Annotated in this window: 12 protein-coding genes; 1 reads left to right on the top strand and 11 read right to left on the bottom strand. The window is 53.7% G+C overall.

The window, feature by feature from the left end:
• Window positions 1-22: 22 nt before the first annotated feature.
• The 3 genes from RB620_RS00570 to RB620_RS00560 form a co-directional block, all read right to left on the bottom strand.
• The gene (locus RB620_RS00570) at window positions 23-892 is read right to left on the bottom strand and encodes a carbohydrate ABC transporter permease (protein ID WP_308091552.1); all 870 of its coding nucleotides are present in this window, start codon (window positions 890-892) and stop codon (window positions 23-25) included.
• A complete protein-coding gene (locus RB620_RS00565) occupies window positions 889-1,812 on the bottom strand; it encodes a carbohydrate ABC transporter permease (protein WP_308091551.1) in 924 nt (307 codons plus the stop codon). The genes RB620_RS00570 and RB620_RS00565 overlap by 4 nt, the downstream gene beginning before the upstream one ends.
• Before the next feature lie 72 nt (window positions 1,813-1,884).
• The gene (locus tag RB620_RS00560; RefSeq protein ID WP_308091550.1) at window positions 1,885-3,279 is read right to left on the bottom strand and encodes an ABC transporter substrate-binding protein; all 1,395 of its coding nucleotides are present in this window, start codon (window positions 3,277-3,279) and stop codon (window positions 1,885-1,887) included.
• Between the two features lie 534 nt (window positions 3,280-3,813).
• Here RB620_RS00560 and RB620_RS00555 point away from each other — a divergent pair.
• Window positions 3,814-4,692 carry an AraC family transcriptional regulator gene (locus RB620_RS00555; RefSeq protein WP_308091549.1) on the top strand — a complete coding sequence of 293 codons (879 nt, stop codon included), beginning with the start codon at window positions 3,814-3,816 and terminating at the stop codon, window positions 4,690-4,692.
• 4 nt (window positions 4,693-4,696) lie between these two features.
• On the opposite strand, the gene arfA is transcribed toward RB620_RS00555, so the two are convergent.
• From arfA to RB620_RS00515, 8 genes are all read right to left on the bottom strand, one after another.
• Window positions 4,697-6,208 (bottom strand): arabinosylfuranosidase ArfA, encoded by a 1,512-nt coding sequence (arfA, locus tag RB620_RS00550; protein WP_308091645.1) that lies wholly within the window; start codon window positions 6,206-6,208, stop codon window positions 4,697-4,699.
• A gap of 173 nt (window positions 6,209-6,381) precedes the next feature.
• Window positions 6,382-8,463, bottom strand: a complete 2,082-nt coding sequence (locus RB620_RS00545; RefSeq protein WP_308091548.1) for an RICIN domain-containing protein — start codon at window positions 8,461-8,463, stop codon at window positions 6,382-6,384.
• 124 nt (window positions 8,464-8,587) lie between these two features.
• Complete coding sequence (locus tag RB620_RS00540) at window positions 8,588-15,964, bottom strand: LamG-like jellyroll fold domain-containing protein (protein ID WP_308091547.1); 7,377 nt, start codon at window positions 15,962-15,964, stop codon at window positions 8,588-8,590.
• 18 nt (window positions 15,965-15,982) lie between these two features.
• Window positions 15,983-16,981, bottom strand: a complete 999-nt coding sequence (locus tag RB620_RS00535) for an S-layer homology domain-containing protein (RefSeq protein ID WP_308091546.1) — start codon at window positions 16,979-16,981, stop codon at window positions 15,983-15,985.
• A 380-nt stretch (window positions 16,982-17,361) separates the two neighbouring features.
• Complete coding sequence (locus RB620_RS00530) at window positions 17,362-19,752, bottom strand: alpha-L-arabinofuranosidase C-terminal domain-containing protein (protein ID WP_308091545.1); 2,391 nt, start codon at window positions 19,750-19,752, stop codon at window positions 17,362-17,364.
• Between the two features lie 25 nt (window positions 19,753-19,777).
• Window positions 19,778-21,211 carry a glycosyl hydrolase family 28 protein gene (locus RB620_RS00525; RefSeq protein ID WP_308091544.1) on the bottom strand — a complete coding sequence of 478 codons (1,434 nt, stop codon included), beginning with the start codon at window positions 21,209-21,211 and terminating at the stop codon, window positions 19,778-19,780.
• 239 nt (window positions 21,212-21,450) lie between these two features.
• Window positions 21,451-22,875 (bottom strand): response regulator transcription factor, encoded by a 1,425-nt coding sequence (locus tag RB620_RS00520; protein ID WP_308091543.1) that lies wholly within the window; start codon window positions 22,873-22,875, stop codon window positions 21,451-21,453.
• On the bottom strand, window positions 22,853-24,643 hold the full coding sequence (locus RB620_RS00515) for a sensor histidine kinase (RefSeq protein ID WP_308091542.1): 1,791 nt from the start codon (window positions 24,641-24,643) through the stop codon (window positions 22,853-22,855). Before RB620_RS00515 ends, RB620_RS00520 begins: the two co-directional genes overlap by 23 nt.
• Window positions 24,644-24,654: the final 11 nt, after the last annotated feature.

Below are 24,654 nucleotides of genomic sequence, written 5' to 3'. Positions count from 1 at the left end.
TGCATAGGTATCGTTGACCGAACTAATTTTTTAATCCGGTAAGTGTAATGCCCTCTACAAAATACCTTTGTCCGATTAAGTAGAATATGACGCCTGGGGCAAAGGATAAGCATGTGGCGGCCATCGTCAGCGACCAATCGCTTTTTAATTGGCCTCTAAAATTGGTTAGTCCGAGTGCTATCGTATATTTATCGCTAGAGTTAATGTAAATCATCTGCTGGAGCAGATCGTTCCATAACCCGATGAAAATAAACAACGCGACTACGATCATAGCAGGTCGGATGGCCGGCATAATGACACTGAACAAGATGCGGAAGTATCCGGCACCATCGATTGTTGCCGCTTGGTCGAGTTCTCTCGGTATGGACATAATAAACTGCCGGATTAAGAAGATATTAAAAGCGCCTCCGCCGCAAAAATAAGGCAGAATCAATGGCCAATAGCTGTCATTCAGCCCCAAGCCTCGAGTCCATCCGATATACAATGGAATGAGCGTAACCATGGCAGGCAGAAGCATGGAGCCGACGCAAAGGGCCCAGATCAAATTTTTCCCTCGAAATCCCAGCCTTGCAAAAGCATATCCGCACAAAGTAGCCGTATAGGTTCCCGCGAGACAGGAAGGAACAATAATGACCATCGTGTTCCACAGGTACTTCCAAAATTTGAATACCTCTAGCGTTTTTTCATAATTGGAAAACAACCAATTGTCCGGGAATAGAGCTGGCGGAAATCTGTAGATCTCTGCATTCGTCATGAGAGACGTGCGAAAAATCCACCAAATCGGGAAGAATGCCAAAATGGCAAAAAAAACGACGGCGACAATCGTAATGATGTTCAACGTTCTGTTTCTGCGTTTCTTGCTTCTTAGTCTGCCGTATGCCGCTACGCTCATTTGTCATCCCCTCCCTCGTTGTAAATCCACCGGTTGGACGTCTTGAACAACACAACGGTAAAGACGGCAAGTATAGCAAAAATAATCAAGGTAGTGGCGCAAGCATAACCCAGCTTGTAATTAACGAATGCTTGATCATACATCAGATAAGTCAAGAATCGGGAAGAATTTCCCGGGCCGCCATTGGTTAATGCAAGCGCCGGCGTAACGATTTGAAGGTTGGCGATCAAGCTCATCAACAAGTTGTAGAAAATAATCGGCGTCATGCACGGCAAGGTGATATGCCGAAAGCGTTGCCAGCCGCTCGCTCCATCCATTTCGGCAGCTTCGTGGTATACGTTCGGAACATTCTGAAGCCCGGCCAAGAAGATAACGATCAAGTTGCCCGCAAGCCAAACCGATATCAACGAAAGAGAAGGAACGACATAGCTGGAATCGGCGATAAAGAGAATTTTATTCAACCCGATCTCGGAGAGCAGATAGTTAAAAAATCCGAAATTTCCCTCGTAGAGCCAAGACCACCCTACGTAGATCGCTACAGCCGGCAATACATACGGGATATAAAAAACCGCTCTGAAAAAACTTCTTGCCGGAATTTTACGGTTCAGCAACATCGCGATAAATAGCGAATAGATCATGCTTCCGATTACGGATAATACCGCAAAATAGATCGTCGCGATCATGGAGTCCTTGATATAAGGATCGGAAGTAAATAGTTTGATATAATTGTCGAATCCGATGAACTCCGGGGTTTTTAACCCCGTCCAATTCGTGAAACTGATGCCCAGCACCCCGAAAAGAGGTAAATACGTCAGAAAGATTAATCCCAAAAAAGCGGGTATCAAACAGATATAAGCAACGCGCGCCTCGCTTGAATGAAAACGGGAACGGCGCTTCTGCAATTCGTTAATGGTTTCCATATCTCGCTCCCCACCTTGCGTATAAAGGATGACCGCCACCGTTGCAGCGCTAGCGGTCATCCCTTCTATCTATTATTTGTTGCCTGCATGAGCTGCTTTCAAGGCATCGAGATTTTTGGAGATCGCTTCCTTGGCGGTCGTCTTGCCGGTCCAGACATCGCCCAAAATCGATCCGAGCAACGTGTTAAAGTCTGTCGTATAGTTCGTATAGAACCACGCGGCCGGTCGTGCAGCATCGGATTGTGCATAGTCGACTACTGCTGACTTGTATTCTTCGTATGGCGGGAAGTTTGGATTTTCCACCCATTTGCGAGTGAGCGTTTCATCCTTGTACCATTTGTCCAGCGTCGGCATCCAAATGCCCGATGAGATGAGCGCCCAGTTGTTTTCTTCGGAGTTGTACCACTTCAGCCATTCCATCGCTTCTTCCGGATGTTTGGTCTGGGAGAATACGACATTGGCGCCGCCTGTATTGAGGGTGACCTTGTCCTTCATGAAAGGCAATACGGCTACGCCATAGTTCAGCCCTTCTTCTTTGGCCGTATTCAAGCTCGTTCCAACGTTCCATTGACCATTCGTTGCCATGGCGACAGTCCCGGCAATGATTGTACGCTGAATGCCGTCATCGGTCTGTCCTACAGACAACGGGGCGACATGATCTTTTAAGTACAGATCGGCAACTTTCTGAATCGCTTCGATGCTGGCCTCTTCTCCGACTTTAACCTCCGTACCGTCCTCGGAATAGAAACCTCCGCCATTGCTGAGGGCCCAGGTTTCGAGCTGCCACGAAAGATTTTCGACGGAAGCGCCATACTGAACGATGCTCTGTGAATCAAAGCCATCCTCGCCAGGATGTTTGCCGTTCTTATCGATCGTCAGCTTCTTGGCCGTCGCTACGAATTCATCCCATGTCCATGCTTGGTCCAGTGCGGATGGAGGGTATGGCACGTTTGCTTTATCGAACATCTCTTTGTTGTAATAGAGAAGGAGAATTTCATTGGCAGCAGCATAAGCTACGGTATTGCCTTGATATTTGTAGACTAGGCTATCCAGCGGTTTGCTGTCGCTTCCCTCATACATAGCGCTTACATCATTCAGCATGCCTTCGGAGGACCATTGGATGACGCCGCCTTCCTGCAGCATCCCTGTATCCGGCAGTTGGCCTGCCGTTGCAAGCGTATTCAATTTTGTCATGTAGTTCTCCCAAGGAATCGCTTGCACTTCCACTTCGATTCGATCCTGGGAAGCGTTAAATTTGTCCGCCACCGCCTGAGTCGTGCTTCCTTCTGCCGCGCTCCCCCACATCGAGTAAACAATCTTGACCTTTTCCGTCTTGGAATCCGCTGGTGTTTTCGTCGCATCCGATTCCGGTGACGCCTGGTCGCCTCCATTGTTTGCGCATCCAACGGCACTCGTTGCCAATGCAGCCAAGATAAGGCCTACCCCAAGTTTCTTTAATGTTTTCATTGCCCCCGCTCTCCCTTCAAAATTTGATTTCGTTAATATGTCTAACCGTTCAACTCCATCACTCAAAAATCCAAGATCATTAGTTAAACGTTTAGCAACAATTTTAACAATGCTTTGCCTTTAGCAATCTTCAAACGAACCGGACTTTTTCAACTAGTTACAAGCGTTCCTCCCTAGTAGGGCATTATTCGCGAAAGTTAATCGTTTAGCAAAATGCCCAAGTAAATTGGATGATGAGAACTCTGCTTAAACTTAAGGAAACCGCTTACTTCATTGTAGCACTCATAATTTACATTGAAAAACGAATATTTCAACCTATATTTACGAAATTTCAACCCTTTTCTTTTTGTTTGAAAATTAGTAAGAAATGTGTTATTTTGATACAAAAGTTTCTGTTTTGCTCTACTATCCCACGCTTTCACAAATAATAGATTCCGTTAAGAAAAACGTTTAGATTCTATTTCTCTCTTATGTTATTTCACCTTTAACCAAAATGAAAGTGAATGATGACAGCGTAAAGTGAGGGATCTAATCATGTCTGATTTAATCATGCACTTTGTAACCCCGCCTATTCCTTATTTTATTGACAGCGGGAAACATACCTTCTTGCCCGGGGAACGTCATGTAAGCCGTAATTCGATTAATGTATTCGATATTATTATCGTCACCAGGGGAAAGTTGTACATAAGAGAAAATGATTATGAGTGGATCATCCACAATGATGAAGCCATTATTTTAAGACCCGATGCGAATCATTATGGTACTACCCCATGTGAAGAAGAAACGGAAATTACGTGGATTCATTTTCAAACCTTTGGCGCCTGGGATGAAATGCAGAATATGAACGAGTGCTATGAAAACCAATTTTCTTTGTTTGAAAAACATAAACAGAAAGCTTACCTCAACCATTGCGAGGTAAGCTCGATCTTTATACCCAAGAAATTAAAGCTGTCTAGTAAATCAATGAACGATCTACTTACATTTTATTCTTTCGATAATGATACCCGCTCGCTTCGTAATTGGAGGAAACAAACGGCCTTCCAAACTTTCATGCAAAATATAACCCATGATTCAGCGATTTCAATCAATTCCTCCGCCATACATCTTGCCGAAAAAATTGAATTGTTTATTCGTCAAAACTACACCTCAAAAATTACGAATTCCATGTTAAAGGACGAATTTAATTACCATCCTAACTACTTAGCCAAATGCATGCTAAAAGTCTATGGCGTAACCCCAATTGATTACTTAATGCAATATCGGATAGAGCAAGCAAAAAAACTGCTTATTCAAACGGACTGGTCGATTGCTCGAATAGCTGATGAATTAGGATTTAGCACTCCTGCATACTTCTCCTCCGTATTCACCAATAAACAAGGAATTTCTCCAGCAACCTTTCGAAAAAAGAATTAAACGTTTAAATTATTTTCAAGCGAATGACATTCCAAGAAGCCGACGATAAGCTTGCTGCAACACAGCGATCCTCGACACGCGCATCGCCTCCAGCATGCGGCGTTACAGCTTGCGTCTTGGCAGTATTAACTACCTTTAAGTTTTCATGCTCCAGCACTAGATGTTCGATAAGAGCTGCCGTTCCGAAGCTGCGTAAATCCAATTGCAGCGATAATCTGTCCGTTAAACTGCGATTTACCGCAAAAATAGTTACCTCATTATTCGTTTCATTATGAACGGCAATGGCCTCCAAGAAAGGAACATCGGTAATTTCCTTCGTATCGTATTTGGGCGAATGAATAAGCGGAATCAGTGCATTTCCTCTTCCATACAAGGAGGCATGCATAAACGGATAGTAGATCGTTTGAACCCATGCCGCTCCGCCTGTTTCGGTCATGATCGGCGCTATGACGTTGACAAGCTGCGCCAAACAAGCCATGCCCACACGGTCTGAATGCTTAAGCAAGCTAATGATCATGCAACCAACAACAAGCGCATCCTCCATTGTATAAATGTCCTCTAGCTGCGCCGGTGCGATTTGCCACGGCTGTATATGCTTATCCGAATCCAAGGTGTGAAACCATACATTCCATTCGTCAAATGAAAGCTTCATCGTTTTTTTGCTTCGTTTTTTCGCTTTCACATAATCGCAAATTGCAGTAACACTGTCAATAAACTGATCCATTTGCAAGGAGCGCGCAAGGAAGGTAGCGGTATCCTGCTCTGCATTGCCATAGTATTGATGAAGCGATAAGTAATCAACATGCTCATAGGTATGCTCTAACACGGATGCTTCCCATTCGGCAAATGTAGGCATGCCAAGGAAGGAGCTGCCGCAAGCAACTAATTCAATATCAGGATCTACCCAACGCATTGCCTTGGCAGCTTCAGCAGCAGCCCTGCCATATTCATCGGCCGTTTTTTGTCCGATTTGCCACGGTCCATCCATTTCATTACCCAAACACCATGTTTTAATTCGATGAGGCTTCTCAAAACCATGTTTAATACGAAGATCGCTCCAATAGCTGCCACCCGGGTGATTAGCATATTCGATAATTTGTCTGGCGTCCTCTACGCCTTGCGTTCCAAGGTTAATCGCCCACATTACTTCTGAGCCTGCCGCTTTCGCCCACATCGCAAACTCATTCATGCCCATTAGATTCGGCTCAACCGTGCGCCAAGCCAAATCCAGCCTTCGAGGACGCTCGTTTACTGGTCCGATTCCATCTTTCCAGTCATAGCCCGATACAAAGTTGCCGCCAGGATATCTAATAATAGGCACATTCAGCCCTCTGATCAGTTCCATAACATCCTGTCGAAATCCATTGGCATCGGCTGTCGGATGACCAGGTTCGAATATTCCGCCATACACCGCTCGCCCTAGATGCTCAATAAAAGAACCATAAATACGATCATCAATTTTGCTAATTACAAAATCTTTATTAGTGTTCTTGGATCTACAATGTAGTGAAAGCAGAAAATTTAAACGTTTAGATTTTAGTTTAACTATTTTATATCATAGAATCACTTTTTCGTGCAAGCGCTTTTTTGTTAGCCCGAAGCGCCAATGAACGACTTCCTTCTCACGGTCATTCAATAAGAGAAAGCGAGCTCCGAGACGGCGCTCGAAGCTCGCTTGAATTCTAACCGTTACGGAGCAACTTCCTTAAAAGTCGCATCGGCGTTAAACGTCGCGCCGGAGCCGGCTTGGGCGTAAAGCAAATAGTTGGAGTGCCTCAAGTAACGCGAGGCATCGCTCCACATCTGATAAGAAGACTTCTGCGGATCCGCTAGTCCCGCTACGCGGCGGAACGTCGCGTCGTTCTTGAATGCGGCCGTGCCGTCATTCGGATCGAGCCATACCTCGCCGTTCGAACGGACGCGCAGGAAGCGGCCGGGGAAGTTGACTGATTCGAACGAAACGCCGTTCGCATCGGTTAATCCGGGGACAAGCTTAAACTGTGCATCCCCGACGGGCGAAACGGCGGCGTCGATGCGCGCCCGGTAGTTGGCATGCCGGATGTAACGGTCGGTGAAGTTATGAGATTGCAGGCGAACGTTCACCGACACCGGCTCCAGCCTCCATTGCTGATGGCTGCCGAGTATATAGCGCCACTGCTGGATCGGCACGCCTTCCGCCGTGGAGACGCCCGTCACGTCGGCCGGTTTGTTCGAATGCGCCGGCGTCATTCGGAAGTAGCCTTCTCCCGTAGGAATAAAAGCAAACCGCTGATTGTCCCCGCCGTTGCCACTCCACAATTGGAACCCGGCGCCGTGAGCCAGGGAACCGCTCGCCACGTCCAGGTACAGGCAGCTCTGCACGTTCCGGATGCTGTACTGGCCTCCGCCGAGATGGGTAACCATCCATTGCTGATTGGCGCCGCCTGTATAAGTCGACTTCCGCACGTCGGCTCCGTTCGATGTGCCGGCCGCTTCCATCGCCTTGCCGTCAAGCCGCACGGCGAACCGGTAGATGCCGTCCGGAATGTTGCCCCCGTGCAGCGCCGCCGTGCTGCCGCTTCCAGCAGGCCGCGTGTAGAGTAGCGTTCCGAAGCCGAGCTGATCGAAGGACGAAGCATACGCCGGATTCGGTCCGCCCTCGGGTCTTCCTAAGCCGGCGCGGGCCGCGATATTCGGGACCGCTAATCCTTTCCGATTGGCGTAGTGGTTGTAGATCATCTCCCAGATCGGGCGCATTTCGTTGCGGCTGGCGTTCGAGATGACCGTTTGCGTCTGAACGGCCCCGTTCGTACCGTTGCCCCATTCATAAGCAGCGAAGGGTACATTGTCGTCTCCGTTGTTGTATTTGGCGACGTATTCGGCCGCGCGCATGAACCGGTTGTTCGCCCAGCCGTACAGGTCGTCACCTTGATTCCAAGCCATCTCGCCGATAACGGCCATTAATCCGACCCCAAGCTGCGTATGCGCCTGATCGCGGCCCGATTCCTGCCACTGGGCGAGTCCGCCGGGATGCAGGAACGGAATCGCGTTGTAGATCGATCCATTCCCCGCGCCATGCTTGAAGTATTCGATACCGATGTCGTAAATGTCGCGGCGGTCGCAGAAGATGCCGATCGCCACCGTTGCCGCCATATTGGCGAGATCCCAATTCGCCCAGTAATTCTGAATATACGCGCCATTATGATCGCCGCCGAACTCGTTGCCGATGAGGAACCGCTCGCTGAGCGGCTTGTAGAAGACGTTCAGCAGCATATCCTGCATCTGGGCCACGTTGAAACCGGGATAATCCCGCATGATTTCCGCCGCGTTGGCCATTTGGTAACCGTATAACCCGGAGGCCAAATAACGGTCGGCATTGCCCGTAATCGTAGTCAGCGTGGACGACCAGGCATTCAAAATATCGCGCGCCGTGTCGCCGTGCGCCGTGCTGCCGCTAATTTTCCAGCGCAGCGCGTTCTGATAAGCGCGGGCGATGTCGATGTACAACAAGGCGAAGTTTTGACCCGTTCCGCCTCGGATAATCGTCTCGGTGGCGCGAGGCGTCCAGCCGGATTGCGAAAGCGGGCTGTTCACCAATTGGTTCCAGCCGTCCAAATACGGCTGTGTGCCCGCGTTTACCATCTGCGTCATCCGGTCGAAATCGGCTTGCGTATGCAGCAGACCCGGATGAGCAAACGCGGGGGCTGCAGCCGCTTTTTGTTCGCCGACGCCTCCCAGCAGGCTGACCCAAAGGCTTAACACGATCGTGATCGTCCATACTCTCTTTTTCATCTTCATATCCCTCCCAATCGATGATTAATATGACTGAGTATGCCGTCCCTCCATTTCTCGTCCGAACAGTCTAAGCAGGAGGAAAGCCAAACGGCTCTCCTCTGCTCCAGACCAGTAAATCTATTTAGTTCCCTTCCAGCCAATCTTCCAAAATCATTCGCGCGATGGCCGCCAACGTTCGGATATCGATTTCTTCCGTACCCAGAACATCGGCTTTCTCGATTTCGTTCCAACCGGCTTCGCCGAGCTTCGTTCCCATATACCTGGCAACGATGGACAGATCGCGAATCGTAACACCGGACTGTCCCGGCACGAGCGTAACGATCTTCTGCCGGTACTGCGCCAGCTGCAAGCGCAACGTCTCGGCTGCCTGATCGATCGCGGATTGGCTGGCTGCGGTATTCCCGGATTGAACAGCCGCATCGACGGCGGTCCGCAGAGCCGCCCGGTCGGCTTCCGGATACTGGCCGACCTTGTTCCCGCCTTTCGTGCTTGCGTAGACCGACTCCGCTTCGGCGATCGCCGCGTTTAATTCCGCTTTGTCGAGCGGATCGGTCGTCGTCGGAATAGCAGACTGCAGGAACGCGGTAATTGCGGCTTGCAGCGACTGAGCCGCGGCGGATACCATCTCTGCCGTTGCCCCGTTTTCGACGAGGACGGCTTCGGCTGCAGCAATTGCTTCGTTAAGCCTTGCGATCGCCGGCTGCGGATATTGCCCCGGAGCGGAGCCCGGCACGGCGCTGCTTGCCAGTTGTTCCGCTTGCTCGATCCGTTCGCGCAGCGCGGTCTTATCGGCCAGGTGTACTTGCAGCGTCATCGATGCGGCGCTTGTATCCACTTCGAATGCCTCTCCGTCATGCGCCACGCTGAAGTCGCTTAAGGAAACAACGGTTGCGCCGGACGGCGCGTCCCCCTTCACCATGCCGCGAAGCAGGAACAAATCGCCGGAATCGGTTATATTTTCGGTCGCGAAGCCGGTAATGCGAATCCGTCCTTGCTCCGGCTTGATCGCGCCGATCGGCTGGAAGCTCTCCCTCAGCGTCTCGAGCGCTTCTTCGGCCAGGAACTGCTGCCCTTCCTCGCCAAGCCGAGTCGGAAATGCCAGACGATCCGGATCGTATTGGATGATGAGATCCAGCACCGTGAACGGCGTGATGTCTCCGTCGCTTAGGCCAATCGTCAGTTCTACAGGCCCGTTCGCCGACGCTATATCCGTACCTTCAATTACTGCTGCCATCGGCTCGTTCGTGCCGATCGGCTGCAGACCATCAAGCGCGGCCAATAAAGCCTCCGCCGCTTCGTCGATTTGCGTCTGCGACGTCTGCCCTTCGCCCGGCAGCTGCTGCGCAGCCGCAACCGCTTGCTGAAGCGCGGCATAACTTTCCGCCGTATATAGCTCCTGATTAACGTCCGACGCTTCAATCAGCGCGTAGTCCAGCAAGCTCGTATCCAACCAGGACGGCTCGCCGGCGTATATGTCCCTTATTTCCTCCGCGCCTAACGCGGTGTTGTAAAGAAGGAATTCATCCACCTGCCCGTTGAACAACGGATCGTTGAACATGGACTTGCCGATATACAAGACGGACGGCCTGAAATCGCTTGGTTTCAGCGTAATGGCAGCCGATGCCTTCTCCTCGCCGTTGACGTACAGCTTGGCCTTGCCGGCTCCGAGCGTCACCGCCACATGCACCCACTCGTTAGCGGCGAGCTGAGAGGTTTGCACAAGCTGCTCGGCTCCGCCGTTTTTGATCGCGAAGCGCAGCGTATTATTGCCCGATCTCGGCGACAGGAATAAATATTGATTCGTGTTGTTTCCGAAATCGAAGAGCCGCTGCCATTGATTGCCGCCTCTCCAGTTGACCCAAGCCGCAACCGTCATCTCGTCGTAGCCGGACAAAGCGTGGCCTGCCGGCAAGGTGACGTGCTGGTTGCTGCCGTTCAAGTCGATCGCCTGCCCCGTCTTGCCCTCCGCGTATACCGGGATGCCGGTAACAGCGCCGTGCGTAGAGCCGTAAGCATTGTCGGCGTTATTCTCGAACGAATACAGCGAGAGCGGCTTGCGAACCAGTCCCCCCTCCGCCGCCTCCAATTCGGCGACCAGCTTGTCGAAGTCGGCCTCCGGCTTCGCGATTTCCTCTACAATCCGATCCACTTCCCGCGCGTACAAATAGTAGCTGCCCTTCGTATAGTCGGCCGCTTGCCGCACGGATAGCGTGACATTAAAATCGATGGTCCGGCTCACCGAGAATCGGCCGTTGCTGACCGTAAACACGATCGGGTTGCTGCCGTAATCGTCATAATCCGGCGTCCACCGGAGCTGACCGCTTCCGGCGATAAACGCCGCGCCTTCCGGCAACTCGCCGGCGCTATACGTCAGCGGCTCTCCCGTAGGATCGGAAGCAGCCAGATCATACACAAGCTCCTTCTTCGCCTCTGCCGTCACCGTACCGACGGGCGGGAACGAAGGCTCTCCTTTGACCGTGATCGCGACCGTTCTCGATGTCGAAGCATTGCCCGCCGTCACCGTGAACACGATCGTATGAACGCCGCCTTGCGAGAGTGCCGGCGTCCAGGTGAATACGCCTGTCTCGGCATCGAAGGCTGCTTCTTCCGGCAATCCGGCGACGCCGATGACCGCACCGGGCTGCTCCGTTTCCTCCCGTACCGTAAAGCCCAGCTCATTCCCCGCGATCGCCGTTTTGTCGCCGATCGGCGCCAATACCGGGATGCCGTCCGCGTATTCAAGCCCTTGAACCGCTTCCCGCAGCGCCTCTGCCGCCTCGTCGATTTCGTATTGCGTAGCGTCCTCCCTCTCATGAACCGTCTCCGCGCTTGCAACCGTCTGCTCCAGCAGCTGCAGGCTTTCTTCTGTATAATGCTCGGAGACCACGTTTTCGGCTTCATTCAGCCAATAAAGAAGCAGGGTTCTGTCCTCGGGCATCTCGTAGAACTCGATTTCCTCGAAATTAACGAAGCCGTTATGTCCGTCATAGATTCGGATGTACCGGTATGGCGCCCCATTCGCGCTGGAAGCCGAGTACCATTGATACACCGAAGTTGAAGGGATCGTATAAAGCTCCGTCCAATTCTGCTTGTCGTTCGAGCCTTGGAAGACGGTGCCGTTCACGCGGTTCACATGTGTTCTCCGCGGCAGGTAGCGGATCGTATCGATCGCCTTCCCGTTCCCCTCGCCATAATCGACATCGACCCAGCTCACGGCCGATCTCGTATGCGCGATGGTGTTCGGGTTTTCGTCGAACAGGTACCAGGCATTCTGCTCTTCCCCAATGTTGTCGTTGCCCCAATATTTTTCGGATGCCTTTGCCATGGATGGCTCCATCTCGATTTTTGCCAGGAGCGTCCGGACGGATACGAGCATTTCGTCGGCGTCGTAGATCTGCTCAATCAAAGCCTCAAGATCCGCTCCCGCTTCATCCTTAGCGTCTCGGATCCGCGCCAGCTCCTGTCGGTACAGGTAGTAACTGGCTTTCGTATAATCGGCGGACGGCAAGTTCTCCGCGGTTTCCAGCACCGCATCGATCGAATCCGCCGCTATCGACGCGCCATAGAACGGCTGAGGCGTTCCGTCTCCGTGAACCGGCAATATTTTGTAGAACACGCTGCCGTACCTTAGACCCCGCTCCTCGTAAGAGGTGGCTCGCGCGCTTGTTAGAACGAGCTCCCATGGCGAACCGTCCACCGGCTCCGCGGAGCCCGGCGTAAGTTCCGGATCGGCGAATCCCGCCGCTTCATCGGTGGTTCGGTATACGTGGAACCAGGACGCCTGCTTCGGTTTGTTCCAATAGAGCGTTGCCTGGTCCTGTTCCTTCGCCACGAACGGCGTTAAGCTGCCCTGACGCGTCTCCGTTATGGAAACCTCGTTGAACACGGCCGAATCCGACGAAGCAACGCCGGCATAATACCCGTACGGGAGCAAAGTCGACATCTTCGCGACATAACGCCAATCGGTTCCATCCTTAGACGCGAATGCGTACACCGTCTGCGAATCATGGTCGCGCATCAGCTTGACGTACGGGTATTCCGCGGCGGTAAGGCGTTCGATCTCCGTCTTCTTCGGACTCGCGACCTTGTTCGACCATTGGATGATCGATACGCGCGTCCGGTTCTGCAGCACCAGATCGCCGTTCTCGTCCGCGCCGAAATAGATGTAGCGCGCTTTGTCCGGAGTGAGCCGATCCCGCAGCATGACGCCGCTCGCTTCGCCGGAAGCGGTATCGATTCTCGCGCTGATCATGCTGCTGCCGGCCGCAGTCTTGCTGACGAAATGCAGCGAATCGTTAATGTCTCGCTGATAGAGGTTATAATCGTCGCCGCTGCCGAATCCCGTGCCGTTCGCGGACTGGATCGCTACGGACGATCCGCCCGCCGTCGCGCTGCCCGTCGACGTTCCGATCCGGTCGTCGCGCCATTCCGTATTCGCAAGGCCGGATGCCGGCGCAGACAAATCCGCGATCGCGCGGTACGAATCCCAGCCCGAACCGTTAGCATTCACAGCGGAAACCTTGAAGTAATACGCCCTGCCGTTCCTTGCTTCCGTGTCCTTGTAGAAGTTGCCCGTGACGCCTTCCACAATCGTCTCGTACGGACCTTCTTCCGACTCGGAACGTTTGATCGTGTAGGACTCGCCGCCGGAGGTCGTTTTCCAGGACAACCCGACGTAATCGTTGCCCGCCAGCGCATGGACGAAGTCGACGTGAAACGGCTTCGGCGCTAGCTCGATGTCAGTGGCCAGCTTCAGCACCATCGCGGATTTCGGAGCGACCGTCACCTTTCCGTGTACGACCGGTACGGATGCGCCCGTAATCAAGTCCAGCACGGTGCTACCCGAATAATCGGCCGGCAGCTCCACGTCGAACGTCATTTCGTTGCCGTATTCGGCGCGGGTCGTATTGAAGACGATATAATACGAACCGTATCGCGACGTTTGCAGCTCCGGATAGCCGGCGTACGGATGATCCGTTTCGAAATTGTCGCGGGTTACCGTTCCGACGCCCGGCTGATAGGAAGACGGCAGCGCCTCTCCCGCCAGCGCCTGCGGCGCCCCGCTCCAGACGTCCTCGCGGTCGGATTGGAAATCCCAATTAATCGTGCCTTCCCGCAAATAATAATCTTCATAACGAAACCGGTTGTTCGTCGCGATCTGCACGATATGGTCGTATTCGTCCGTGATCACGTGCAGCCGCCCGTTTGCGGCCATGCCGCGATTGCGGTAGAAGAGCGAACCGAGCATTCGTAGATCGCCGTCCTTCACCGACACGTACATGTTGTCGATATCCGCCCATGCGAACTGCTCGTATTCGCTGGGATCGACTCCGAGAGCCGACAGCTCTTCCGGCTTATAGTAGTCGAAGTCCGTCTGCGGCAGGACGACGCCCGCCATCGCGCTGCCTCCGAAGCGGTCGTAATCGGCCCGCTCTTCCGTCACGTACCGGTAAGTCTCCGCCAACCGGTAATCCGGGGTGCTCATCGTGCCTTTGGTGCCGAAGTCGTTCAGTTGCAGCAGCTGACGATCGGCGAGCTGCTGCTGGACGAAGCCGACGGCTTCCCTGGCGTACTGCCAATATTCCGCCCATTCTTCGCCGCCGTACCGCTGTTCGTTCTGCGCCATTTCCATCTCCAGCGACGCGAACTGCAGCCCCATGCCAGAGCCGATCCGCGCGCCGTAAGCGGCGAAGCCGATCAGCGCCGGATTTCTTTCGTCCGTCACCTGCTCCGCTCGCATCACTCTTCGGCCGCTCTCGTCCAGCGACGAAGTCCGGACGAAGCCGCGGGCATGGATCGACTTCAGCGCCGCTTTCAAGATGTCGTCGTTCATTTCCTCGTCGCCGGGGTGATCCAGCGTTTTGTAGAAGTAGCTCAGCAGGTAGTTGGCCGCTTCGCCGTAGTTGGCGACATAGCCGTTCTCCCTCGTCAGCCCCGCCTCCGTCAGGCCGGTATAATGCTCGCCGTATGGAAGCCGTCTAACCAGCCGGCCTTCCGGATCCAGCTTGCTCTTCGCCAGCCCCTTGCCGACGATTTGGGCAAAGTCGTCCGTAAACACCGCGCTTCCGTCGTGATAGAACAGCGAGTGGTACAGATCCAGCTCCTCGCCGTTCGGACCGACCAGCACCTCTTCGCCCAGGAATGGCTCAATGCCGAGCGCTTCGAGCAAGATGCGCTGGCTTCGCTCCTTGCCTTCATAGAAGCCGGAACCGATCAAACGCAGTCCTTCGTGCGCTTCCCACGCGCCTTCGTAGGTGTAGTACACTTGGTTGTAAATGTAGGACAGGCGCGCCCGGGCGAAGTCGAAGTTCGCCTTCAGCGCCCGCTCCCACGCTTCCCTCCTCGTCAGCTCGCCGCCCGTCCAGTCCACGCCGGCCAAGGCATTCTCACTTTCGACCGTCCCGGTGACGAACGGCTGATCGAGAAAAGCGTTAAACGCCGATTCCCCATAGATTGACTCGTCCTTGATCAGGTTCTCGACGATGTACAAGGCTTCGCCTAGCGCGCCGTAGTAGCCGCCCCAGTCGCCTTGATGGCCGCCGCGCAGCACCAGTCTCGTGTTGCCGTAATAATCTTTGACATGATTGTCGATCGTTTTGAATATGCGCTGAAGCGCCGCTTTCTTCTGCTCCGCCGTTTGCGCCGGAGACCAGTCGTATTTCAGCGCCGACGCGTAAAACTTCAGATCGTCCTGATACCGGATGATCGACAGCTTGTTGCCCGCGCCGACATCCACGCTGCTCGACAGCGAATTGAACCGTTTGACCAGCTCCTGCATGTAGCCGTCAACCCGCGCCTGCTTCTCCTCCGCAGACAGATCGGGCGCCAGCATCGTATCCGCGTTCTGTTGGGGCTTGAATTTATTGCCCTGCCGCTCCCCTTCCACGTCAATATAAGCCTGCGTGTGCGTATAAGCGTTGTAATAACCTCTGGTGCTGGCCGTCATGTTCCCGTATGGGTTAATCGAACGGATCGTAATTTCGACCGTTTCTTTCCCGGCCGTCGATTCCAGCGGCAGCATGATCGTATGGTAGAAGAAACGGTTCGGCAGCGTCCATCCCTTGCCGATGGATTCGTAATCGCCGTAGCTGATATAGCCGATCTGCTCGCCGCCAATATTGACCATGCTGACGGTGGACGTCTCTTCTCCCGAGAATTTCACTGTAAAATAGTTGCGAAGGTACGGATCGACCTCCATCGTGAAGGTCAAGTCTCCTCCGGCGCCGGATGCCGGGACGCGCGGATTGGATATTCTGGCCGGCTCGCCTAACAGTCCGGCGATCGTGCTCGTGAATTCGCCTCTAAAGTTATGGCCGCTTTCCGATGTTGCGCTGCCAAACACGATTTGATCCATAATTCCGGTCTCTTCTTGTTCCTCCGCCGCATAAACCGCCTCGCCGGACGAAGGTCCGAACGCCGGCAGCAGCATCGCGGCGATCAAGAGCAGGATGCAGCTCTTTCTTAGCGTTCCGAATTTTTTTGTCCATTCAGATTGCATTTGGCTTTGTCCTCCCTATCAATTTGGAATGGATACCTTTTCGAATAATCGCCTAATGACCGTAACGGCCTGGGCCCGGGTCGAATCGCTCCCAGGCTGGAACGTTCCGTCGTCCTTGCCCGCGACGATGCCTTGCTTGACCGCCGCCGCGACAAAACCTCTCGCCCAATCGCTTATCGTCTCGTCATCCGAAAAATCAGTTCCGGCTTCGGTTATTGCCGGAAGCTCAGCTGCCCTCATCGCGACGACCGTCATTTCTTCGCGGCTCATAAGGCGATTCGGCTGGAACGTCCCATCGGCGTAGCCGCTGATCCAGCCTTCATCCGCCGCCGCAGCAATGTAGCCTCTCGCCCATTCGGGCAGACCAGCGTCGTCGGCGAACGCCGTCCGCTGCCCTGGCGCAAGATCAAGCGCCTTCGCCAGCATGACGGTAAACTCGGCTCTAGTCACCTTGCGTTCCGGCTGGAACGTCCCGTCCGAATAGCCGCTGACGAAGCCCGAAGCCGCAGCCTTATATACCGTAAACTCCGACCAATGTCCGGTCAGATCGGCAAAATGGATGAGCAGCTGCGATAGAACTGGCTTCAACGTTCGTTTGTCCAGCTTGGAATCCACAAGCTCCGCCGAATCCAGGACGAGATGCGACATGCCGGGCGACACGATTTCGAAGGTTAGCTCGGCGAGTTCCGTGCTTCCGTTCAGGCCGTTTACCGGACCTACCTTCGTAAAGGCGAATTCGGTTTTTCCTTTCGCCGTTTTCGGCGTTACGCTGAAGCCGGAAATACCGGTTTTGGCTTGCTTCAGCTGTACTTTGCCGGGATCATGCGACAAAAAGAGATGGTAGGCGTACAAATCGTCCAGGTGACGGCCATAGATGACGACCTTCGCCTGACCGTTCGAATAGCTGCTCCGAAGCTCCAATGTCGGTGCCGAAGCCGCTGCTTGAACCACAACCGGCATAATCAACGAGAAAGTCAGCAGCAGTAATAACGCCGTTATTCCCTTTCCCCTCTTCACAGCCTGTTTCCCTCCCCTATCAAAGCATGAGCTTAACTACATTAAAGCGCTTTCATTTCATGGATTTCATTACACCTCCCATCGGCCCATCCTACTTCCCCCATGATGTCATCTGCGGAATACCCTGCCCGGTAGCCCCTTTATACTAAAGCCAATACCTCAATAAAAGTGGTAAAACCTTGCTCGAAAATGTTTGACTTTTGTTGTTTCGCATGAGAAAAACTCCTATCGGAGTACTTCGAGGATGTGCGACCTGCGCCGCCCTGAGGCCGAAGCGCAATGCCGCCAACAAATGAAAACAAAAAGACGGCCAAGCGGCCGTCTTGGAGCGTATCCTGCCCCCTTGCAATGGAGGCGGCGAAGAATTCATTGAAAGAAGATTATTTTCCTCTGAAGCGGAACACCGTCACCGAATGCTTCGGGAATACATGGCTGACCTGATTGCCGGTCGCCAGCATGCTCTCGTGCTTCGGCACAATCTTCTCCGGCTCCTCGAAGCTGTTCATGGCATCCAGAGCATGCCCCGCCATCTCGTACACGTCGAACAGCAGCCTTTCCGAACGCATATCGGCTAGTTGAATCCGGGCCTCAACCTCGACGTCCTGCACGTTAACGGCTTTGACGATGATATCGCCTGTCCCCTCCTCGATGCTGGAGGAGCAATACAGCGATTCAATTATAGTCGGGATATGCACCGTCTCGTTAATCAGCTCGCCGTCGATATAAGCCTGGATCGTACGACCTTCAACCCGCAGTTCCAGATCGTATTCAACGCCGTTTTCTATCGTGAACAAGCTTTGCGTCAAGCAAGAGCGAAGCCCGTCCTTGGCGGCGATCAGCATCGTATCCTGATTGGCCCAGCTGCCGGCATCCCACAGCAAGTAATCGGCTTCGTTCCGATGGCCGAAGTAGAGGTTAAAGCCTCTTGTTCCGCTAGTCCTCTTCGCCTTCAAGCGGAGAGAGTAGCTGCTCCAATCCGTCTTGCCTACTTCAACTTGGGGTCCCTGATCCGAAACCTTACGGGGATCTCCTTGCTTCTCGCTAAGCTCGATTTGGTCCGCCAGCTCCTTCTCTTCCCCGGTTTCATGGTTGACCAATCGAACATCGCGGTAAACAACTTCGTTCAGATTCGCTCCCAGGAGAAGCTTTCCTCCGATGATCTCAGGATTGTCCGGCGGCTGGACCGGCTCCTCGAACCCCTCAGTCGCGAGGTGCAGCAGACGGTCGCCCTGATGATTCATGAACAGCTTTTGGATGTAATAGTTGGCCATGCCGAACGCTTGGTGATTGTTGTACCAAATCATATCCGGCTTCCAGTTCACGTAATCGACGTTGCAAAGAAGCGGTGCGTAGCAGGCCAGGCCTACGGCGTGGGCATTGTTCTCGAGCCCGGTCATAAACGCTGCCTCTACTAGCGCGTTGTAGTATTTATTCCCCCAGGAAGCATATTCGCCCAGGAACACCTTCGGATCATCGGCTTTGAACGAAGCATATCGGCGATAATGGGCCAGGAACCAATCCGGAGACTGGTAATAATGCTCGTCTACGAAATCCGAGCCGTTCTCCCGCGCGGAACGCCAGCCCCGCTCGTATTCGCCGCCGGCCGCGAACGGTCCGCTCGAATTGATAATTTGGATATCGGGATATTTCGATTTGATCGCTTGATGGAAATACGTATACCGCTCGAAGAAAGGCTCCCCGACCTCTTCGTTGCCAATGCCGATGTACTCCAGGTTGAAAGGCTCCGGATGCCCGAGCCGGGCGCGCACGCCGCCCCACTCCGTCGACACGTCGCCATTCGCGAACTCGATCAGATCAAGCGCGTCGTCGATCCAAGGTCCCAGCTCGTCGATCGGAACGATGCGCTGATGGTGAGGATCATAGCCGGCCGGCAGAATCGGAATCGGCTTGGCGCTGATATCTTCGCACAATTGGAAGTATTCCAAGTAGCCGAGTCCCAGCGTCTGATGATAGCGCCAGTTGTTCCGGCGGGGCGGCCTCTGCTCGACCGGTCCGATCGTGTTTTTCCATCGATACATGGAATTCCGGTCGTCGGCGTTCAAGGAACCGTCGTGAATAAGGCAGCCGCCCGGGAAACGCATAAACTTCGGCTTCAGCTCGGCGAGCAATTCCGCGATATCCTCCCGGAGCCCGTTCGACCGGCCGCGAAACGTCTTGGCCGGGAATAAAGAGATCATGTCCAAATATAACGTGCCGGTTCCTGTCGTCACGACGCTCAGCCTGCCGCTGAAGTCTGTAGCCGATGAAGCCAGCTCCACCTCGTACTTCTCCCACTCCGACGTGACGAATACCTTCGCTTCGCCGTATAGCGTTCCGTCGATTCCTTCCAGCCTGACGGCTACCGCCTCGTCGAAGCTGGCGCTCCGGCGGGCGTACATCGAGAACCGGTACGTTTCTCCTTGACGATATGGAAGCCCCGAGTTAAAGCCCAGGTTTTTGATGCCGACGCCTTCGCCGGGTGCAATGATTTCAATCGCGACGTAGTTCGGGTTGCGCGGATGAATCGGGTTCGCCTGCTCGACGATGATGCTGCCTTTCCCGCCGCCAAGCTCGACTGGCTCCCAGGACAATAAGCTGTCGTAATCGTCCCGGTCGATCGGATCGAACTCGAATGACCGGTTTCGGACCATTTCGGCGTATAACCCTCCGTCGGCCGCATGATTAATATCCTCGAAAAAAATGCCGAACAGATCGCCTAAAGCGGGTCCTTGCTCTTTCGTGTATACGGTAATCTTACCCGGTTTGCTCATTGTCGCTCTTCTCCTCATTCCATAGTCACTGTTTATGGTTAACAAAGCGGATACCCCGGACATATTCATTTACATCCAGCGACGGATGCTCGCTTCCTTCAACGCGCTCGTCCCCGATCCGCAGGTTGTCGATGATGACTCCGTCTACGACGCGTTCCCCGTCGAAGCCGTATATGCGGGACGGATGCGGCGTTCCGCCAGCATACCAAACGTCCCGGAATACGATATTTTCGATTCGGTTGCCGGGAACGGGATTATAGTCCGCGTTATGGACGACTCGGATATCGAATAGCTGCCCCAGCTCGATCGCCTCGACCCGGATGTTCTCGAAGACGACGTTCCGAACCGTATTCCGGTCGCCCGCGTTGATCGACATCGCCCCCCAATAATTCGGCTGAGGCTCATGATGCTCCAGAATATCGATGTTTTCGAAGCGCAGCTCCTCGATGACGTCTCCATTGCGCCCATGATCCCCGTGTACGCCAATCATGATCGGATGTGCGACGTCCGCCCATAGAATGGCATTGCGCACCGAAACCTCTCTCGTGTCCCCGTAGAAATCCCAGCGCGAGCCGTACACGGCAATGCAGTCATCCGAATTGCGCATGAAAATATCTTCGATGTCGATCCGCTCGCTGGACATAATATCGATGCCGTCGGACCAGCCGCGCGTGCTGAACGACTTGAAATTCCGGATCGAGATGCCGCGCGACTTGCCGATAAATACGCTGTAATGCGGCGGGTCGATAACCGTAATCCCTTCGACCGAGATATTCTCGGAGAAGATGATCCGAACGCCGCGGAAGGCGGAGAAACGGTGGAAATCGGCCAGATAAATAAACCCTCGCCCCCGTATGTCGACGTCCCGGGCATGATCACATACGAGCGAGCCGACCAGGATGGCGCCGCCGGCGATATAGACGGTTTGGCCCGAAGGAACGGGGAGCACCGTCTCCTCGATGTAGTGCATGCCCGGCGCAAAATACCAAACGGATTCGCCGTCCCGCGAAGGTTCATCCCGTATTAGATCCGGCACACGATGGATCCCCGGACGAATGACGCGGACATTCGGATCGCCGGGGTTAGGCGCGTCCGTTTCGACCGGATTCGCAAAGAGATGAAGATTGCCGAACCGGTCGCCGTTGCACTCGACGACCAGCTTCCTTGGCCCGTCCAGCGTCAGACGGATCGTGTCGGCTTCGACTTCGTATGCGGTTGATTGCGACAGCGGGCGAATCGCGACATCCTGCAGCGCCCCGCGCCGAAACGTAATTTCCGCCTCGACCGTTCCCTCCATATCGAAGGCGGCCATGGACGCCTCCCGTACATCGTGCATATCCACCTTGACTTTATAAACAGGCACGTGCTGCCATTCTCCCTCAGGCACTCGAACCTTTACCTCGTAATGATCGAGCAAATCCGCTCCCTTCGGAGCGGCGTAGGCCACGACCTTGTTCATTGTCCATTCCCCTCCCTTTTTTCTTTCATTCTAGCAACATCCGGTTTGCGATAATGGCGAAACCGTGCGCAGAAATGTTTGAAAATTGCTCGGTTTCAAGGTGAAACGGCTGTCGCGTCCTTCGGCGGCGCAGCGCGTTTCATTCCGAGAAATATAGAGAAAGTATGGCGAAATGATATGCTTTCCTATATTTAGGAGAAAACAAAAAATCCCGTCCGTGACGGGATTTTTTGTTTCATTTATTGCCGATACCGATAGCCGCTTGGCGTCGTTCCCTTGGCGCGTTTGAATATGCGGGTGAAATAAAAATAGTCGCTGTAGCCCGACTTCTCCGCGATCTCGTTAATGGGCAGATCCGTTTCCGTAAGGAGACGGCATGCATGTGCCACTCGAAGCTCCGTTACATATTGCGTAAAGGTCGTTCCCGTTTCCTTCCGGAATAATTGGCTAATATAATTGGCGTTGACGTTGAACTGCTCCGATAACGCCGAAATCGAAAGCTCGTCGCGATAATGCCGTTCCACATAGTCCAGAATCGCTTTGAACGACCGGTTCCGAACCTGAGCCGTTCCGGTTGCTTTGGCAGGCCTGCCGCTCTCCGCCAGCATGTCCTTCAAATAATGAAGCATATCCTGCACGGATCCATAAGTATCCGTCAGCTGGTCGAACGAATACACGTATTCCTCCCACAGCTCATCCTGCTCGCGATTCAGGAACCGAAGCGTTTGATTGAATAACGTTAACGCATCCTGTATATCCATTCGGCCGGCGGCGAACAACAAGCTTGCGGCATCCAGGCAGTCGCCGAGCTCGCCCGCGTCCCGCTTCATGATGGCCTCGTCCACCGCCTTCAGCAATTGAGCTCTGCCGGGCAAAACCTCCGTCCGCAAGGATGAGACGGCATCCGATCCGGCCGTGAAGGTTCGATACGCCCTCCGTTCGCCTTCCTGAATGGCTTGACGGATATCCGCCAAGCGCCGAATCGGCCCGCTGACGCCGACTCCCTTCATCTCGCTCCCGGCCGTCGCGTAAGCTTCAAGCTCATGGCGTAAAGATGCATTCTCCCGTATCAGGTATGCATGCTTTCTCATGCCCAGCCGGATCGAAATGGTCCGCTTCAAGCTTTCGTGCTGCAGCCGGGTCTTGCCAATGGCTACGACCGCCATTAAGCCTTGCTCGTCATCCGGATCCATTCCCGCGCCTGACAGGATCGCCTTCAGCTTCCGCTCGTTCTCCTCGGAATCCGTGTCCAAACATTCCAGAATATCCGCATCTTCGGACCGATTCCGATCCTTCAGGAGATTTGCCGCTTTTTTGAGAAATCCCGCAATTTCGATCTCGTCGAACGGCTTCAGGCAATAGCCGAATGCACCGTAATTGATCGCTTTCTGGGCAAGCGCGAATTCGGCGTATCCGCTAAGCACGACGATCAAAGAGGGGGAAGAAACATCCTTAAGCGCTTTGATCAGCTCCAAGCCGCTCATTCCCGGCATGCGGATATCGGTAAAAACAAGATGGGGCTCCTCTCTCCGTATGGCCTCGAACGCCTCCGATCCGCTCAAAGCGTAGCCGGCCACTTGGAATCCGAACGCCTGCCAATCGACGCTTGCGATCAAACTTTTAATAACCAGCTCCTCATCGTCAACCAGAAATACGTTGTACATCGTCATCACCTCCAATAGGCAGGGTAATGGTTACCTTCGTGCCCGCGTCGGCATGGCTTTCGATCGAGATGCCATAAGAATCCCCGTAATACAGCTTCAAACGGTTATTCACGTTGACGAGACCGATATTCGTCCTCTGATCGTCCGTCATATCCCGAATAGCCGCCAACCTTGCCTCCAGCGTTCGAAGCTGCCCCTCATCCATGCCTGCTCCATTATCCCAAACCGTTAACCATAGCGTGCCCTCGCGTTCCTCGGCCGCGATTTCCAGCAGCCCGTCGTGGGTACGAGGTTCGATGCCGTGGAAGATGGCGTTCTCGACGAGCGGCTGCAGGATCATCTTCGGCACTTGGCAGGCCAGCAGGCTTTCGGGAATGCCGTAATGGACGCGAAACCGGTTGCCGAACCGGATTTGCTGAATATGCACATGGCTTTTAACGAGCGTTAATTCTTCCTGCAGGGTTACGAAATCCGCGCCTTTGATGCTGTAACGGAACACGAAGGCCAGAGACTTGACCATATGAAATATTTTGTCAGAACCTTCATCGACCGCCATGCCTTTGATCGATTCCAGCGTGTTATATAGGAAGTGGGGATTAATCTGGCTTTGCAGGAAAGCCAGCTCCGATTGCTTCTTGACGAGCTCCGCTCGGTAAAGCTTGGTGTTGCTGTTGAGCAGCTGCTTCGTGAGCGCGTCGATCTCGTCCAGCATCCGGTTGAAATCGCTTGCCATGCTGGTGATCTCGGCGTAACCCTGCAGGCTGATCCGGTTGTTCAGGTTGCGAAGATGGCCTAATTTGAAGTCGTTCATGAAGCGCATCAATTTCTTAAGCGGCCGCAAGATGTTGCCCACGATCAGCAGGAACGGAACCGTGAGCAGCAGCAGCGCGGCAAATAGGATCGTCAGCGATAACCGGCGGATCTCCTCCACCCCGCTCAGCAGCTCGCTTCTCGGCAGCTTGAACACGAGCTCGCCTTTAATGTCCGGTATCGCTCCCTTCTGAATGAAGAAGCTGGCATCCGACTCTTCGGAAGCGATCTCCGCATAAGACGTGCCGGACTGCACCTCGGGATCGCTCGCATAAAATACGCTGCCGTTGCGGTCGAGCGCGTAAAGCTTGCTGCCGCCCAGCCGATCCTGGTTCGGCGGCGAGCCCAATAACATCCCGGCATCCAGCACGAGCATGATGAGGCCGGATTTTTTGTCGTTATCGTAATCCATCATCGTTAAGATGGGACTGCCCACGATAAAGACGTCCCGGTTTTGGTAGTAACGCATCTTCTGTACGCCGGAGAAATAAAACGAACCGCTTCTAGGAATTTCCTCCATGATCGGCAGCAGATTGTTAATATCGCCGCTCAGACTGAAAGTTGTACCGTCGGTGCTGATGAGCGCGATATCGAGGATGCCGTCCTTCATGTTTTTCATGTCCGTCAAGTAGCTGACCAAATTGGTATACTGGATATATTTTTCGACGGGATCGGTTTCAACCAGGTATCGCTGCACGATTTTGGGATTGTAGGCGATGCTGAGCAGAACCCGCTTGATCGCGTCGGTGTTGGAAGCGATCGTCCGATTGATCTGGGCGATCATTTCGGTATGGTATTCGCTGTTTTTCTTCTCCACGACCTCGGCCGCTTTCGAATAGTTGGCATACAGAATGACCAGTACAACGACGATAATAACGGCTACCAGAAAAGATAGCTGATAGCCGATCGGCAGGCTTTTCAAGGCTTTTCTGCTCTTCCTGTATGCCAAGCTGAACATCGCACCACAAC

Source organism: Paenibacillus sp. LHD-117 (assembly GCF_030929555.1).
Classification (GTDB): domain Bacteria; phylum Bacillota; class Bacilli; order Paenibacillales; family Paenibacillaceae; genus Pristimantibacillus.
This window is presented reverse-complemented; position numbering and strand designations above follow the sequence as displayed.